General features: G+C 48.9%; 15 protein-coding genes. 6 read left to right on the top strand and 9 right to left on the bottom strand.

Features of this window, described 5'->3' with window-relative positions; translation table 11 throughout:
* Positions 1 to 71: 71 nt before the first annotated feature.
* The 5 genes from JET16_RS30940 (at position 72) to JET16_RS22580 (ending at position 4,910) form a co-directional block, all read left to right on the top strand.
* Positions 72 to 869 (top strand): helix-turn-helix domain-containing protein, encoded by a 798-nt coding sequence (locus JET16_RS30940; RefSeq protein WP_199620718.1) that lies wholly within the window; start codon positions 72 to 74, stop codon positions 867 to 869.
* Between the two features lie 106 nt (positions 870 to 975).
* Entirely contained in the window at positions 976 to 1,590 is a 615-nt protein-coding gene (locus JET16_RS22595; protein ID WP_199620716.1) for a TetR/AcrR family transcriptional regulator, read from the top strand.
* Positions 1,591 to 1,845, top strand: a complete 255-nt coding sequence (locus tag JET16_RS22590) for a hypothetical protein (RefSeq protein ID WP_199620714.1) — start codon at positions 1,591 to 1,593, stop codon at positions 1,843 to 1,845.
* Positions 1,846 to 1,857: 12 nt separating this feature from the next.
* Positions 1,858 to 3,225 carry an MATE family efflux transporter gene (locus JET16_RS22585; RefSeq protein WP_199620712.1) on the top strand — a complete coding sequence of 456 codons (1,368 nt, stop codon included), beginning with the start codon at positions 1,858 to 1,860 and terminating at the stop codon, positions 3,223 to 3,225.
* Positions 3,226 to 3,458: 233 nt separating this feature from the next.
* Entirely contained in the window at positions 3,459 to 4,910 is a 1,452-nt protein-coding gene (locus tag JET16_RS22580; protein ID WP_199620709.1) for a glycosyltransferase family 4 protein, read from the top strand.
* A gap of 54 nt (positions 4,911 to 4,964) precedes the next feature.
* Here the strand turns inward: JET16_RS22580 and JET16_RS22575 are convergent, their stop codons facing one another.
* A complete protein-coding gene (locus JET16_RS22575; protein WP_199620706.1) occupies positions 4,965 to 5,726 on the bottom strand; it encodes a sulfotransferase domain-containing protein in 762 nt (253 codons plus the stop codon).
* Positions 5,727 to 5,836: 110 nt separating this feature from the next.
* Entirely contained in the window at positions 5,837 to 7,753 is a 1,917-nt protein-coding gene (gene thrS, locus JET16_RS22570; protein WP_199620704.1) for a threonine--tRNA ligase, read from the bottom strand.
* A gap of 743 nt (positions 7,754 to 8,496) precedes the next feature.
* Between thrS and JET16_RS22565 the strand changes: the two genes are divergently transcribed.
* On the top strand, positions 8,497 to 9,099 hold the full coding sequence (locus JET16_RS22565; protein WP_199620702.1) for a histidine phosphatase family protein: 603 nt from the start codon (positions 8,497 to 8,499) through the stop codon (positions 9,097 to 9,099).
* Between the two features lie 28 nt (positions 9,100 to 9,127).
* On the opposite strand, the gene JET16_RS22560 is transcribed toward JET16_RS22565, so the two are convergent.
* The 7 genes from JET16_RS22560 to JET16_RS22530 form a co-directional block, all read right to left on the bottom strand.
* On the bottom strand, positions 9,128 to 9,385 hold the full coding sequence (locus tag JET16_RS22560; RefSeq protein WP_199620700.1) for an AIR synthase-related protein: 258 nt from the start codon (positions 9,383 to 9,385) through the stop codon (positions 9,128 to 9,130).
* A gap of 17 nt (positions 9,386 to 9,402) precedes the next feature.
* Positions 9,403 to 9,639, bottom strand: a complete 237-nt coding sequence (locus JET16_RS22555; protein WP_199620698.1) for a hypothetical protein — start codon at positions 9,637 to 9,639, stop codon at positions 9,403 to 9,405.
* A gap of 13 nt (positions 9,640 to 9,652) precedes the next feature.
* The gene (locus JET16_RS22550; protein ID WP_199620697.1) at positions 9,653 to 10,216 is read right to left on the bottom strand and encodes a 5' nucleotidase, NT5C type; all 564 of its coding nucleotides are present in this window, start codon (positions 10,214 to 10,216) and stop codon (positions 9,653 to 9,655) included.
* Between the two features lie 169 nt (positions 10,217 to 10,385).
* Positions 10,386 to 11,201, bottom strand: coding sequence for an alpha/beta hydrolase (locus JET16_RS22545; protein WP_199620695.1), 816 nt, complete (start codon positions 11,199 to 11,201; stop codon positions 10,386 to 10,388).
* Between the two features lie 34 nt (positions 11,202 to 11,235).
* Positions 11,236 to 12,240 (bottom strand): pectinesterase family protein, encoded by a 1,005-nt coding sequence (locus JET16_RS22540; protein ID WP_199620693.1) that lies wholly within the window; start codon positions 12,238 to 12,240, stop codon positions 11,236 to 11,238.
* A gap of 64 nt (positions 12,241 to 12,304) precedes the next feature.
* Positions 12,305 to 16,246: a pectate lyase gene (gene pelA, locus JET16_RS22535; RefSeq protein ID WP_199620690.1), complete on the bottom strand. Its 3,942-nt coding sequence runs from the start codon at positions 16,244 to 16,246 to the stop codon at positions 12,305 to 12,307.
* 142 nt (positions 16,247 to 16,388) lie between these two features.
* Positions 16,389 to 16,661 (bottom strand): hypothetical protein, encoded by a 273-nt coding sequence (locus JET16_RS22530; RefSeq protein WP_199620687.1) that lies wholly within the window; start codon positions 16,659 to 16,661, stop codon positions 16,389 to 16,391.
* Positions 16,662 to 16,810 lie beyond the last annotated feature (149 nt).

The raw sequence follows: 16,810 nt of genomic DNA, 5'->3' as shown, positions 1-16,810 counted from the left end.
TTACTTTTAAAATGCATTATTTTATCATATACTATGCACAAAATTTCACAATTTAAAGGCGGTCGGAGCATGTGGATTGGGACAATATGATAACGTGGAAACCGGCTGTCTCCAGCCACACTTATTGGAATAAGAAACCGTATTTTTTACTGCGCAAAGACATTTACCCGACTTGGGCCGTATTTGCGGTGGAAGACGGCAGTTTTCGCTACGAAATTAACCGGAATGCGGGAACGGCATCCTTCGGGGATCTTGTATTTTGTCCTCCGGGAACGGAATTTGGGAGGGAGACCGTTACGCCGGTTTCTTTTCATTTCATTTTGTTTTCATGGGAAGATACCGGGTCATCCGATCCGGTTATGCCCGCGTTCAAAGTCAGTCTAAACGATACGAAGCGGTTGAACGCAAATTACGCATACCTCCGCCAGTACAGCCATCGTCACGATGCGACCGCATTCCAATGGAAAAGCCATCTATTGACCGACATATGGCAATTATTCTGCATCGAAAACAAGGAACACCGCCCGGCCGCCGAGCTGTCAACCGACGATGCGCTCATGTCCGAAGCGATCCGGCTCATTGAGACGAATGCGTTCGAATCGATAAATTTCAAACAAATCGCCAAATCGTTTTATTTGAGTCCGGTGCAGTTCACGAGACGTTTTCAAGCCGCCTTCCGGACGACTCCATCGCAATACTTGAAATCCATCCGCTTGCAGAAGGCGAAGTCATTGCTCGCGGAAACGGATTTGACGATCGACCAAATTGCCGTACGTTGCGGCTACGAGAGCGGATTTTATTTGAGCAGAGTGTTTTCCGAGACAATAAAAATGAGCCCTTCCCAATATCGAAGGACTCATCGCGTGTAATTAGCGAATGGAAATAGAATAATGATTGAATTATAATACCGCGTATCATATAATGACTTTAAAGTCATTTTTTAATGTTATAATTCATTTTGGGGGCTCATTTGCAATGAACACAAAAATGTCGTTAAAGGAAAAACAACGGCTGGAACGGGAGCGGCTCATTCTCGAATTTGCCGAAGCCGTTCTTCTTGAGAAGGGCTATCACGATATGAATATGGATGACATCGCGGCCGGAGTAGGAATCGCCAAAGGTACGCTGTATCTTCATTTCCCTAAGAAAGAAGACTTGGTGTTTACCTTGGTTGAACCGAAAATGCACTCATTTTTAAGCTCTGTTGAAGCAGCTGCGGCTCATCGTGGCAATCCGAAAGAGAAGCTGGAATTGCTATTGAAACGCGAAGTGTCGGGAACATTTTTCCAATTTCTGTTGAACGGCAATCCTGATATGACATCCATATTTAAAGCTCGGGAAGCGGAAGTAAACGATATTTTATCCAAAATATTTAGTGGAATTAATAAAATGTTGGAGGAAGGGAAACAAACCGGGATGTTTGATCCCGACATGCCCGTCGAATTTATGTCCACCGCATTTATTAATTTGTTTGAACCTCATTTGTATAAAGAAATGGTTGAAGTAAAGAAGATGCCGTTAGACGAATTCAACCGTCACCTAACCAATGTTTTTTTTCGGGGCATTATGAATCCAAAGGAGTCGATGTAAGTGACGCATTATTCGGAAAATAAAGATCGCAAATTAAGCGAGGTCATGACGGAGCAGCAATTTGACCAACTTAGGGAAACGGTATTTCTTTCTTTACTCCAAGAGGTTTCTTCCCCAGTTTCAACACGTGATAACCAAATCTTTTCAATTCCCGAATGTACCCGACTTTTGACTGAAATTTTTGGAATGAGTCAGCAAGCAATTGATCAAAGGGTGAGCGGGTTTACGGAGTATCGACGGAACAAACAACCGTAGGAGACGAATGTAGTGGACAATAAATCTCAATTATTGACCGGGCCAATCGGCAAGACACTGTTTCTCTTCTCCGTGCCGATTTTGTTGGGGAATGCCCTCCAGTCGCTCAACGGACTCGTGAATTCCATCTGGGTAGGACAGTTTTTGGGCCAGCAAGCGTTAGCCGCCACATCAACCGCTAATATTCTTATGTTTTTCTTAATCAGTTCCATATTCGGTCTTGCGATGGCAACCGTAATCATGATCGGAACAAACGTTGGCTCTCAAAACATTGGAGAGGCGAAAAAAGTAGTTGGCACAAGCGCTGTATTCTTTCTTGTTATATCCCTCTTTTTAGCGATTATTGGAGCAGTGTTTACATCGCAGATTTTGACTTTGATGAATACCCCGTCCGACATAAAAAATATGGCGGTCGCTTATACACGCATACTTTTTATCGGTATCCCGTTTTCTTTTTTATTCAATTATGCAATGGCTGTGTTGAGAGGGGCAGGCGACTCTAAAACACCGTTTTATTTCCTCATTCTGTCCGTCGGGTTAGATGTTGCGCTTAACCCCGTATTTATATTGGGGCTCGGACCGATTCCCGAACTGGGGATATCAGGTTCCTCGTTGGCTGCAGCAATCGCACAATTTCTAAGTCTGTTACTGTTCATCCTTTATCTGTATACCAAAAAATATTTTTTGCGAATAACGAAACACGATTTGCATGTTCTTACAATGGATTGGGATATCGTTAAGTATTTATCGGTAAAAGGGATTCCAATGGGACTGCAGATGATTTTTTCCACGGCCAGCGTTCTTGCCCTGATTCATCTAGTCAACTCATTCGGGTCGGAAGCAGCAGCGGCTTTTGGCGCGGTGAATCAAATCATCGCATACATCCAAATACCCGGCATTGCCATTGGCGGAGCATTAACATCGATGGTTGCGCAAAGCGTCGGTGCAAGGAAATGGGAAAGGGTTCACCGCGCTGCAGCGGCAGGCATAGGGTTCCACATTCTGCTTACGGGAGTCATCGTTTTCTTGTGCATCGTTTTCCGGGATGAACTTCTATCGCTGTTCCTTCCGGGAGCAGGGCGATCGTTTGATATAGCCAAACATATTATCATTGTTACGTTATGGTCGTATGTACTTTTTGGTGTTACGTTTGTTATTGCTGGCGTAGTAAGGGCCACAGGAGCCGTGATCGCACCTATGCTCATAACGATCATTACTTTATGGGGGATTCAAATACCGCTTGCATACTATTTAGCAAATCAAAATGGGTTGGCAGCGTTATGGTGGAGCTTTCCCATCGCTTTTACCGTTTCAACCGCAGTATTTTCCGTATATTATTTATCCGGCAAATGGATGAAACAACCGGCTACAACTTCCTGATCTGCCCGACAAATACCTCGGACGTCAGGAACTTCCTTCCTGTATTTCCATATACGGTGAAGCAAAGACGAATTATTCATAGAAAAGTCCCCCGTTGTTTTTTCACTCGAGTATTATTCTATCAGTTTTCAGCCAAACCTCTTCTAAATTGAGTTATTTGTTTCATAGCAAAAAGGCTTGCGGCACATAGAATATATTGATCTATCATTAAGTTCATAGAACGGGTGATATGTTTGAGAATTTTATTTGCGACTTATTGGTATATGCCGCATGTCGGAGGCGTCAGCACATACATGTATTTGTTGAAAAATGAGCTCGAACGGGTCGGCCACCAAGTAGATATTCTGGCTCATCATCCCGATATGCAGCAAATTTATTTGCAAAGCCGCGACACTCAGTTAAATGGAAAATCAGTGAAAAAATCAAAAATAAAAGACGGTCTATTCAATGAGATGAACGGCTATTATTTGAAGAACTTGCCGCATGTGGAACCGTGGATCCGCTGGCGGGAAATTGAGAGGTATACCTTTGAATTGTGCGCCGCTTTATTCGACTTAAAGCAATATGACATAATTCATACGCAGGACATCGTTGCAACCCGCGCATTGCGAAGAGTCAAGCCGGCACACATACCTCTCGTATACACACTGCAGGGGCTTGTGGCGAACGTGCATCTTTTTGCCGGAGATATTACAAGCAAAGATAGTTTAAGCTGGAAATATGTGTGCGCTGAAGAATACTACGGGACGGTGTCGGCGGACAAAGTCATTGCAACGTCCGATTGGCTGCGGCGAGAGTTAAGTCTTAGCTTTGGAGTTCCGCATCAAAAGATGGAGGCAGTCATACCGTACGGCATGGATGCGGCCGCTTTCTTAGAACGGATGAAAGAAGACCCCGATCCGCCCGTCCACAAAGCGCCGGGGCAGCTCGTTATCGCCTGCCCGGCGCGACTTTCCGCCGAAAAAGGCCATAGAACGCTAATAGACGCAATCGGCATTCTGAAACAACACCGGAACGATTTCACATGCTGGATTATCGGAGACGGAGTATTGCGAAGCGAGCTTGAAAAGTATTGCGTTGAAAAAGGGGTGGCGGATTGCATCGATTTTATGGGAAACCGGTCGGACGTGCCTGCGCTTTTGCACAAAGCGGATGTCATGGTTCTCGCTTCGATTGAAGACAATTTTCCGCATGCCGTAATGGAAGCGCAAATCGCAGGCAAAGCCGTTGTGGCGTCGAATGGCGGAGGAATTCCGGAAATGATAGAGCATGGAAAAACCGGATTGATCTTTGAAAAATCAAGCGCGACGCAATTGGCTCATCATTTAAACCTGTTGTTTAGCGACTCGGAGCTTCGCCGTCAATTGGGGAATAACGCTAAGATCTTTGGAGCAAAGCAGTGGTCCTCCAAGCTGCTATGCGAGCGTACGCTGGACGTTTACGAACGGGTCATTACATCGGCGGACATCCGGGGTCGTATACCTATGGAGCAACCGGAGCTGGACGGAAAATACGGCTTAATCCGGGACAAACGGGCAGCGTCGAATGCGGCGTCCGGCATACTAAAGTTTGAAACGGATTCCGTCTTCTACACCAAAGAATGGAGAACCGTCATCCGTTGCCTTCCCGATTCCTACTCCATTCCGGATACGGCGTTTATCAAAGTGTTAGCCAAGCCGCAATGAAATAATAAGGAGAATTTCCATATTTAAGGAAATTCTCCTTATTATTTTAAAATATTACCAATCCGTATCGTCCTCATAACCGAGGTAGATCAGCAAATCGCCGGCCAGTTCTTTGAATACATACTTGTGCTCCTCGTTAAAATACTGTTTCCATTGACCGGACATACCGGGATACAAATTTTTCTCCATCGCTGAAGCCAGGATTTCTTTATCCAATCCGGCGCCGCCAATACGATCCCATAAATAATCAATCATTCTAATGATCTGCTTTCTTCGGGTTTCGCCGCCGTTCACCAAGTCTTCGTACCGCACGGCACAGGTGCCCGGATCCTCAAGCCACCTCAAGTACGGCAAGAAATGGTGAGTGACATTGCCGTAGCCCAACTCTTCCAGTCCGTATTGCGCTGCGATGTCCTTGCTTTCGGCAAATCCCGTAATCAATTTCATAAGCCTATCTTCGTCGTCCTTCAACGCATTGACGAAATATTTATGATGCGCATGTGTCTTTTCCAAGGCGGTTACATGAAAGAGATACGAGACGATCGAATCTCTCGGGTCTCTGTAGATGAAGAATCTGCGAAAGTCATTCTCGTTCAAATATATTTTTAATTGTGACGTATAGTAGAGATGGCCGAATCTAACCTCGCCCGGTTTCGTTTCTTTCAAATCTTTGTACATGTCTTCAGAATCTTCATACCATTGATTGACCCATAACCCTTCAGTCAATAAGGGATTTCCAACTACGATTTGACTGAGAAGATTTATACCGCTGCAAGGGATCCCGATTGCCAACACTTTCGGCAAAACACTCGTCATCTCACGCTCATCTCCTCTCTTAATCTATGAATATATTTATATGTTGCATATCGCTTGTTTGACTGCATGTCTATCTATTTTCCAATAATTTGATAGATTGAGACTTCGGACTATTTTTTTGAATTAATTTCCTCAATGGTTTGCTGCGCAATGCTTTCGAGACTTATCGAACCTAAATCGCCCTCGCCCCGTTTTCGAACGGATACCGTCGCCGATTGTCGCTCATTTTCGCCGACAATCAGCATATAGGGGACCTTTTCCAGTTGAGCTTCACGGATTTTATAACCCAGCTTCTCATTGCTTGCATCAACCTCCGCTCGAATTCCTGCACTTCGCAAATAAGCACTCACTTTAAGCGCATATTCAAGATAGTTCTCGGATACGGGCAACACCTTTGCCTGTACAGGGGCAAGCCACAGCGGGAAAGCCCCGCCGTAATGCTCCGTCAAGATCCCAATGAAGCGGTCAATCGAACCGTAAACCGCGCGGTGAATCACAACCGGCCGGTGCTTCAGGTTATCCTCTCCTATATACGATAAATCGAACTTCTCGGGCATTTGGAAATCGAGCTGCACCGTTGCACACTGCCAGCTCCGATTAAGAGCGTCACGGATATGGAAATCGATCTTCGGTCCGTAGAAGGCGCCGTCTCCCTCATTGAGACGATAATCGGCATCGCGGGATGACAGCACGTTTCGCAATGAAGTCTCCGCCTGATTCCACAGCTCTTCGGAACCCATCGAATCGTCAGGCCGCGTCGACAATTCCATTGTGTATTCAAAGCCGAACACTTTATATATCAGATCAATCAACTCAATAACCGTGCCGATTTCGTCTTCGATCTGATCAGGCCGGACGAAGATGTGCGCATCATCTTGGCAAAATGTCCGAACCCGCATCATTCCGCTCAACGCACCGGAATATTCGTGCCTGTGCACCTGGCCGAATTCCGCAATACGCAAAGGCAGATCCCTATAGGAATGAAGACTGTTCCTGTAGATGAGCATGTGTCCCGGACAGTTCATCGGTTTTAGCGCATATTTCGTGTCATCCGCGTCCGTGAAGTACATGTTTTCTTTATAGTGATCCCAGTGGCCGGATTGCTCCCACAGCCTGTTCTTCAGCATGAGCGGAGTGCGCACCTCGTCGTAACCGCGCTGCTGCTGCAATTGCCGCGAGAAATTTTCGAGCTCCGTGCGAATGATCATGCCCTTCGGCAAATAAAAAGGCATGCCCGGCGCTTCATCGGAGAACATGAATAAACCGAGCTCTTTGCCGAGCTTGCGGTGGTCGCGTTTTTTCGCTTCTTCGAGCAAATGCAGTTGCTCATCCAGTTGGGTTTTCTTTGGAAAAGCCGTTCCGTATATGCGCTGAAGCATCTTATTGTTGGAATCGCCGCGCCAGTAAGCTCCGGCAACGTTCAACAGCTTGAAAGATTTGATATGGGCCGTGGACGGCAAATGCGGTCCTCTGCAAAGATCTACAAATTCGCCCTGCTCGTAGATCGAGATTACGGCGTCATCGGGGAGATCCCGGATGAGTTCGAGCTTGAGCGGATCTTCAAGTTCATGGAATATGCGCACCGCCTCTTCACGGCTGACGGCGCGGCGCCGTATCGGTAAATTCTCTTGCGCGATGTTCTCCATCTCTTTCTCGATTGCGGCAAGATCGTCAATGGAGAGCGGCTTCCCGATATCTATGTCATAGTAGAAACCATCTTCCGTTACGGGCCCGATTCCGAGTTTGACGGCTTTTCGCCCGAATATTCGCTGAATGGCTTGAGCCATGAGATGCGCCGTACTGTGCCGGTATATCTCAAGGCCGTCTTGGCTATCGAGCGTAACAATTTCTATATTGCTGTCTTGTTCAATCGGTGTTCCGAGGTCGACGGGTTTGCCGTTCATTTTGCCTGCTATCGCTTGCTTCTTCAGTTTGAGGCTGATTGATTCGGCAATCTGCTCAATCGTAGTACCTCTGTCGAACTGTCTTTCCGCCCCGTCGGGAAGTGTAACTTTAATCGCTGCCATCGTACATCGCTCCATTTCATTAAGAGATAAAGAAAAAAACGCATCTCATCCCAAGGGACGAGTGCGTTTCATTCGCTGTGCTCGCGGTTCCACCCTAATTCAACTTGCATGATCGCGATGCAAGTCCTTATTAGCATCCGGTAACGGGGATGAACCGGTTCCACTTACTGCCGCGGCTTGTAAGCCGCCGGGTTCAATTTTACGGCTGCAAAGGGGTAATTTCCGGCCGGTGTCAGGAAGAGCTTGCAGCGACCGCTCTTCTCTCTGTGCAGTCCTGGCGGGAAATCATGTCTTTGGTTATCGCCTGTATCATTATTTGTGTTATAAAACAAAAAACGCACCTCATCCCAAGGGACGAGTGCGTTCTGCTCGTGGTTCCACCCTAATTCAACCTGCAAAATGATGCAAGTCCTTATTAGCATCCGTTAACGGGGATGAACCGGCAGCACCTACTGACGCGGCTTGTATGCCTACGGGTTCAATGTCACAGCTGCAAAGGGGTAATTTCCGACCGGTATCAGGAAGAGCTTGCAGCCGAGGCTCCTCTCTCTGTGCAGTCCTTGAAGGAAATCGTGTCTTTGGTCATCGCCGAAGGTTTGTTATTTTTGTAAATTATAGCGACGGTTCCGTAATAAATCAAGGGTAATTTCCCAATTATGTACTACCGTATTATTTTTGCTGCATTTTGCGGTATTATGGCGATACAATGTTTATCATCTTTATTTCCATTGGGGGACATCTATATGAATACGACCTTCTATCTGGTGAGGCATGCGATAAAGGAGAAGGGGATCGGTGACGTCCCGATATCGCCGAAAGGTATATTACAAGCTCAAGCAACGGCGCACTATTTTCGCGGTATTCCGATACACGCCGTATTCTCAAGTCCGCTAAGACGGGCAAAAGAAACAGCGTCGTACATAGCGTCAGAGGCAAAAATACGTTTCACAGAGGATACCCGTTTGCGCGAACGCGCCAATTGGGGAGAATTGCCGGAGCAAACCTTCGATGAGTTTGTTGCGATGTGGGAGCGCTGCACACGCGAGCGTGACTACTTGCCTCACGTGGGTGATTCCGCGCGGCAGGCAGGTGACCGCCTGTCATCATTTATATTAGAAATAGCAGGGAAACATCCGAAAACTAACAATGTAATTGTTACGCACGGGGGATTAATAACCGATTATTTGGTGAATGTATTTTCTGAAGAAGTGCTGAATAAGTGGCACCCTTCTTTTGTAGCGGAACAAAGCAGCTTGGTTTCGGAATGCTCAATAACACGGGTATCGCACGACGGGAAAAGCTATGCATTAGATTGCTTTGCATCGGTCGAGCACATACATGAGTAAACTTCAAACGTCATTAGAGGAACTGCTGCTAGGCAGGCAGTTCCTCCCAATTCAACCGATTTCGAAAAACAACCTTCTTCTCTCCGCTTACGATCGTACCGATCTCGTAGCCGCGCAAGTCAAACTGCTGTAAATGTGATTGAACATTCTCAAGTATACCGCCTTCGATCACGAGAATCATTCCGACCCCCATGTTGAACGTTCTCAGCATATCCGCCTCGTCCACATTCCCAATCTTGTAAATCAGCTTGAACAGGTTAATGTCATTGATCAAATGATTGATCATGTCGTAACAAATCGATTTTACTCGATTATACTGGAATGCCAACTTTTGCTTCGAACGGGTTCCTCTGTTTTCATTACTAATACCGGATGTTCATACTCCGTGAACTTAATGTCGTACAAAGCGGCGAATGCGCCGAGAGAATTCAGAACCCGGCTTTCGTTCAACTCTAGGCTTTTTGCCATTTCCTTCTTGACCGCATCGGTATCGTCAATGTTAATGCCCGCTTGTGCATATGTTATTTTTTCTTCGTTCATAAATGCCCCCTGATTATAAAGTTTTGTTAAACGTCATTAAATCAATGTGCTTTGCGACTTGTACCCAATCTGTAACTCGGAACACATACTCATTGTTTACATCCGTATTATACGGTTGTCCAATCAAAATAATCGGTTTTCGTTGCTCTGCGAATTGCTTAGCGTAATGCGGACCGTCGTCGATCAACACGTCTGCTTTTGACCGGATACATTCTTCAAGCTTATTTTCGGTCAAAACAATATTATGATAAGGAACGTCGTGGCGCTTCAACCATTCGATCGAAACATCCCGAAACATCACGGGTCTGGCGGTAATAATCGATATTTGATGTTGTTGAAACAGCTGCCGGATTACGTCGACTGCCATCGGATATGGCTCCGAGTTCCAGTGAATATCGTGACCGTACCGGTTGTAAACATCTCTATGCTGTTCTTCATCCCATCCGTACAAACGGTACAGGTGAAATTCATTCACATCGTCATGTGTCATCGATAATCCCGACGCTTTATTGTAATAGTGCAAATATGCGGTTGTGGCATCAAGCACGGTGTTGTCCAAATCGATACCTATATGCAATGATAACACCCCTATTATGTATACAATAATAATTGCACAGACCTTCTTAAATCGTAACATTGTTTTACTCTTAAGCATATAGAAAATTACGAAAAAAAACGCTCAAATCGGCGCCATTCTTTCATACCGATTCGAGCGGTAATACTCTCGCACTCCTTAAGGAGTCAGCCTATTTCGATCTCGAGGGAACGCTGAGGCTTCCAATAAATTCGATATCTTTCAGCCACATCTCGCAAAGCTCCGTCCACTGGGATACGTGCGGGTCTCCCTCGGCCAATCCCAGTCCGTGCCTGCCCTTAGGGAATATATGCAGCTCGAACGGAACGCCGTTTCTTCTTAACGAACTCGCATACATAAGGCTGTTTTCCACCGGCACCGCCCCATCGTCGGCCGTATGCCACAAGAAGGTCGGCGGCGTTCCCGGCGTGATCTGCAGCTCGTTAGACAAGCCGTTCCTCAGCTCGTCCGGCGGATTTTCTCCGATCAGGTTTACCATCGATCCGTGATGACGGTGCTCGCCGAACGAAATGACCGGATAACATAGAATCGCAGCGTCGGGCCGCGAACTCATTCTATCGATCGGATCTGCCGCGGCTGCATTTCCGTAATCGAAATGAGTGCTTGCGGTAGATGCCAGATGTCCTCCAGCGGAAAATCCGAGTATGCCGATCTTATCCGGATCGATGTTCCATTCTTTCGCGTGATATCGGACAAGCCTGATGGCGCGTTGGGCATCCGTTAAAGGGTACGGATGCTTGTACGGGGCAACCCGGTAGTTCGCCACAAAGGCGGAGCAGCCGATTCGATTGAGCCAACGCGCGACCGGTTCGCCCTCATGCTGCGCCCTGCCGCCGTAGCCTCCGCCCGGCAATACGATCACGGCGCTATGGGGTTCGCTCTGCTCAAGCAAATAAGGGGTAATTGTCGGAGGCTCGCCCGGATATTCCGAACGGTAACCGGGAACATCGCTTTCCCATAATTTCATGTACAGTCCATCCTTCCCGAATGTAACGATTTTTTCAATCAATTGTTCTTTCGGCCCGGTCCGCCGGATTCCATCCGTCGCTGCCGGATAGTATATTATTCAATGTGAAAGCCTCCGCTTCCTCCATCGTCAACGTTTTTGCCCACTTTACCCGTTGATCCGTTACGGCTCCCGGTCCCCTGCTGTTGAATTCGCAATAATTTACCGTTCGCTCGCTTTCGGGCTTGCTCCAATTATCCCATCCTTCCGGCTGGATATGTCCGTCCATCCAGCAGCCGATGAAAGCCGTCTTCGCATGATTTCTCCACGGTCTGCCCAGATACACGCTTTGCGGCGGCGCGTCGCTTGTGAGCTTGCAATCGATAAACACATATCCGAAACGAACATTTTCCGGAGTCGAAGCCGCCGTAATCCACCCGTTGATTCCCGTGCAGCCGCCGTCTTTTAATCGATTTTTCGTAAATATCTCGCAATGCTGAAAAACCGCGGTCGCCGATCCGAAAATAAAGTCCACATCGCCTTGAATGAAACAATTTTCATAGAACTGCCGACCGTGCCGCCGTGGCGCCCCGTCTCTCGGACCTCCGAAGCTGTCCCTCTTCAGAGGCTTTTCCGGCAAAGGTCCGGTAAACAACGTATCCTGGTGCCCCAAAAACCTGCAATTTCTAAAATGTACCCGATCCCCGTCGACATACGCCGCCACGGCTTGCCCGACGGCTTCGCCCCTTCCTGCACTGTTCTCCATAGTAATGTTTTCTACCGTAATATCGTCCGCCCCAATAAATACGGAATAAGAGTTGAACGTTTCATACTCGCTGCCATCCGGAAACTTCTTTCTGGCATAATCGTCGCAGGTAATTATTGTATGTTCTGAACATTCGCCGACCAAGCGCAACGAACGCTTTTCGACATGCAGCTTCTCCTTGTAGACACCGTTTTTAATAAAAATGACCGCATCGCCGGAACCGTCGTCCGGAATATGGTCGACAGCTTCTTGAATACTTGTAAAATGTCCGCTTCCATCCGCCGCAACGATCATAGCAAACCGCCTCTTTTGAAAAAAGTCGATCACTCCCACTACAAGCGAGAGTGATCGCGTGTAACTATTCCGCTTTCGGGTTCCAGCCTTTCAGCACGTTCTCAATCGTCCACATTGCAGCCTGCTCATCCGTCAGTTGACGGCGGGTGTCAGTGATAACCGCGCCGGGACCGTAATTTTTATACTCGTAGAAACGGGCATCCGCTGCCGAGAACCCGGACATATCCGTCCAACCGATCGGGTTGATGTGCGCTCCCATCTCGGTGTTCATATATACTACGCTTGCGATTGCGTCCGGATTTCCGCCCGGGTGCCACGGGCGACCCAACCAGACGGTGCCGGGCGCCGCATCGCTTGTCAGCTTGCTGTTTAAAATCAGATAGCCGTACGGTTCCGTGATCATCGTGCTGGCAGCCGTTATGTAGCCGTTATTCGTGGAGGAGCCGCGGTCCAGCGAGTGGATGACGCATTCCTCGAATACCGCCCGCGAACCGCCGAAGATGAAGTCCACATCGCCCTCGATGTAGCATTGATAGAAATACTGCGTCCCGCCGTTGGTCAACAGCGTATCTTGGTTACCGATAAAGCGGACATTGATGAACTTGTGCCGTTCGCCGCGTACGTTCAGAGCGACCGCTTGACTGCCCCCGGCAGATTCGTCGAACGAATTTTCAATCGTCAGGTTTTTCGCGGTAAAATCAGTGCCGTTAACGAACATGCTGGCGCTTCCGCTCGTCCCGTATGTTCCTCCGGTCGGACGATCGCGGCTCGCATAGTTGTCGTAGGTGATGACCGCTCCTTCCGCGCTTTCTCCGATCATCGTAATGAACGGTTTATTGGCCGGCACGGTTACGACTTCTTTGTACACGCCGTTTTTAATGTATATTTCTACACGCTCCGTGTTGTTCGCTTGCACCGCATCCACGGCCGCCTGGACCGCCGTATAGTCGCCGGAGCCGTCTTTCGCGACGACGAGGCGGCTCGGCAGCGCGCTCAATTGTTCTCTCAAATCTTTCACCTGCTTGAGATCGCCGGACATGAGCGTTCTTCCGCTTGCGTCAATCGACTTCGTATCGACCACACTTGCATATACGCGGTTTTCATAGTAGCCGGTGGACTTGGCGACTTCCAACAGACGCTTTGCGTAGCTGCCGCCCCAAGAATAACCGTCTCTGCGTTCTTGTTCGATTTCTTGAATGCTGTACTTGATAATACCGTCACGGCCCGAGAAGATTCCGCGGTTCGTACCGATTTCATAGAACCGGTACCATGTGACGGAATTCGGATCCTCCACGAAGTAGACTCCGTTCGGGTCTCTGCTCACATAACGGATGCCTTCCAGCTTCACATCGTCGAACCATTGCAACGCGCCTGCAACGGCACGCTTGATTTCGTCGGTCTGGTTCGGACGGGACATCAGGTAGCGGACGATGCCGACCGATTCGGAACCGGATATGGACGGATGCTCGTAAGCTCGCGCGCCTTTCGGCTCGTATGTGATCGGATCGTGCTGCGCGCACCACGCGGTCAACACTCCGTTCACCTCGATTTGTGAATTAAGGATGTACTCGATTCCTTTGTCCCTTGCCTGCTTCAAGCTCTCAACCGTCGCATCGTCGATGAGGTCCGTGTCGAACGGATATTTCTTGTTCACGATGTCGTCGATGATGTCCAGCACGTTGATCATGGCATTGTCGTTAAATGTGACGTAATTGGAGTAGTAGACGCCGTCGCCCGGATTTCCGCGCTGCGGATACACTTGCGGCCATCCGCCCGTCTCGTACTGCATTTCCAACAGGAAGCCGATGCCTTTGCGCACACTTTCCTTGAACGTCTCATCGCCTGTTTCGCGGTACACTTGGGAGATGAACCGAAGCTCGTTGATCGTCGCGTTGTTGTCAATTGTTCCAAGCTCTATGCCGTCAGGACTGAACTGGGAAGATTTCTTCTCCACTCCGTCCCATGGCCGGTCGTATGGCATGCTCTTCGTCCATCCACCATGATCCATTTGCCACGAGACTAGATTGTTTGCCTTCGCAATGGCTTCATTAAGATCTCCGGCAAATCCGCCGGACTGCTTGTCGTTCACAATCGTTGCGTCCTCGCCGAACGTCTCCACCGTCTCAAAGAAGATTACCGTGTTTCCGAAACGGTTCGCTGCCGTTGCGGCTTTTTTCAGCTGCAAATTTTTGAACGCGGGAGTAAGCGATTTCCATGTGCCGCCGGGTGTGCTAAGTACGAGATCTTTATACTCAACGTCTTCAAGCTTACCGTTCAATGATACGGCTGCAATGTTGCTCGCGACGACATGCACGCCTGCGACGCGAACATGCTCTGCGCCTTGATTTTTAGATGCAATCCGCTCCGCGATGGCCGCCGCTTCGGAGGCGGACAGGAGATCTTCCTCGCCGAAGCTTTTGCCGTCTTTCGCCGACATGTATCCTGCACGGACGACAGCGCCGATGGCGGCGTTACTGTCATCCGGATTCGGAACCAAATCCAATGCGTTCGCGATCATCTTCGCCGCATCGACGCGCGTAAGCGGATCCTCGGCTCGGATCAAGCCGTCTGAGCCGGCCTGGACATAGCCTGCATGTTCTGCGGCTTCAAGCACGTAAGCGTCCCATTCTTCAAGCGATTTTTCCCATACGCTCGTTTCCGGCTCCAAGTTTTTGAACGTATCCTCGTCGAAATACCCAAGAGTGTCGTTCAAAAGCGACATAAATTCAATGCGCGGAATCGGCCGGTCCGCCGGCTGTTCGGAAGCGATGATGCCCAACGTCTTCAGCTTCTTCATCAACAGGCCGCCGATTATATCTGACACTTCGACCTCTTCAAGAACAACCTCCGGAGGCCCGTCGGTTTCCGGTTTATTGTGGATGCGAAGATGGTCGATATTCGCTCCGCCGCTCGGTCCTATACCGGTTGCACGGATGACGTTGGTTCCGGCATTCAATGCCGCTTTCGTGGAAGTCGTCCCCCAGATTATAAAGTCGCCGGTCGAAGGAAAACTGAGTGAAGGATTGACCACATTGCCGTTCACTTTGATTTCCGCCGGCCGGTCCTCCATCGCACCCAGCGCGTAACGGAACTGCAGTGTATACTCGCCTGCGGCGGGGACATCCGCGGTCCACTCGATCCAACCGCCCGGGGCGTTCGGATTATAGTCCACAAAGCCGGTACCGGTATAACCGGGATGCTTGTTGTCAACAAACGCCGCTGAGAGCGTTGCATCCTCGGCTTCATAGATTTTATCGAAGGAAGACCCCGGTTCTTGAGTCGGGTCGCCGCCGCCGTCGCCGGGCTCTTGAGCAGGCGGTTCTTCAACGTAAGGGTCGCCTGCCACTATAATGTCGTCTACATAATGTCCTATGGTTTTGCTGTTTGGCGTGAACGTTTCGAAGTAATCGATCCGGTCCGCCGGTTGATTGAACGGGGCGTCATCCAACTTCAGTTCCCCGCCGATATATACGTCAGCGGTTTTAGCCGAAACGTCCGCTTCAATCTTGATGTCGTACCAAGTGCCCGCCACGGCCTCCGAAAGCGGCTGGAACGTGTTGTCGGCATTGCGGTAATTGATGCTTCCCCCGTTCGTTTCAAGGACTACGGCTATTTTACCGTCTCCCTTTATCCGAACGATCTTCGTGGCGCTTGTGTAAGTCTGCTGCATAAACTTCAACTGCATCGTAACCAGACCCGCAAGCGGTTCGAACGATTTGCTCAACATTACATTCGTAGTTTCACTTGTGTCGTTCAAATGGACGCTCTTGTTCGATTCGTCCGGAACCGCCGCGATCCGCACCGTTCCGCCGGCTTCCGAAACCGAAAAACCGGCGGGCACATCTCCTGTTGCCTGACTGTCGAACGTTTCGGTTACGGCCGGTTCGCCGGAGCTTGTCTCCTCGGCACGAGCCTCGTTCGGCAGTACCGAAAGCAAAGGCGTTACAGTCAATGCCGCCGCCAAAGCCAGCCCGAGAAACTTTCTTGCATGCTTCTTAATCTTCATTTCCTTTCCCCTTCCATCGTAATGTGGCGTCGTGAGACAACCTGATTGTATGGAAGCGCTATCATTACGTAAACAATCAATTTTTATGCCGGGGCATGAATACGGGAGCTTCGCGACAACACCTAATCTAATGATTATCGCTTTATCCGAAGCCCGATTTTGACCTCCCTCTAACGGCCGAACGCCTCTTTGGGAAATCTTCAGACGCCAGCCGGCCGATCATTAGCTGCAGCAACGCAATCGTCGTGATCACCCATGTCAAAGCGTCGCCCTTAACGAAGAGGCTCGTCACCATCAGCGCGATGACGCCGGCCGCCCTTCCCGCATTCGTGAATACTTCACGCAGCACAACCGCTTCCACACGGAAATGTTCTTTGAGCGGTAGCTGCCCGCTAAGTTTATATTGAGCCTCCAACACGGCTAAAGCCGTGGGATTCTTAGCTAGTTAACGCACGCAGGCCATTTCTGTTTTGTGCAACTGCTAAGTTAAGAGCTAGCTCATTAGCTCATCCTAGATCAGAGCGTATAGCTATCTAGGCTGATAGACTGTTACCATCTATCACA

Source organism: Paenibacillus alkalitolerans (genome assembly GCF_016482785.1).
Lineage (GTDB): Bacteria > Bacillota > Bacilli > Paenibacillales > YIM-B00363 > Paenibacillus_AE > Paenibacillus_AE alkalitolerans.
This window is presented reverse-complemented; position numbering and strand designations above follow the sequence as displayed.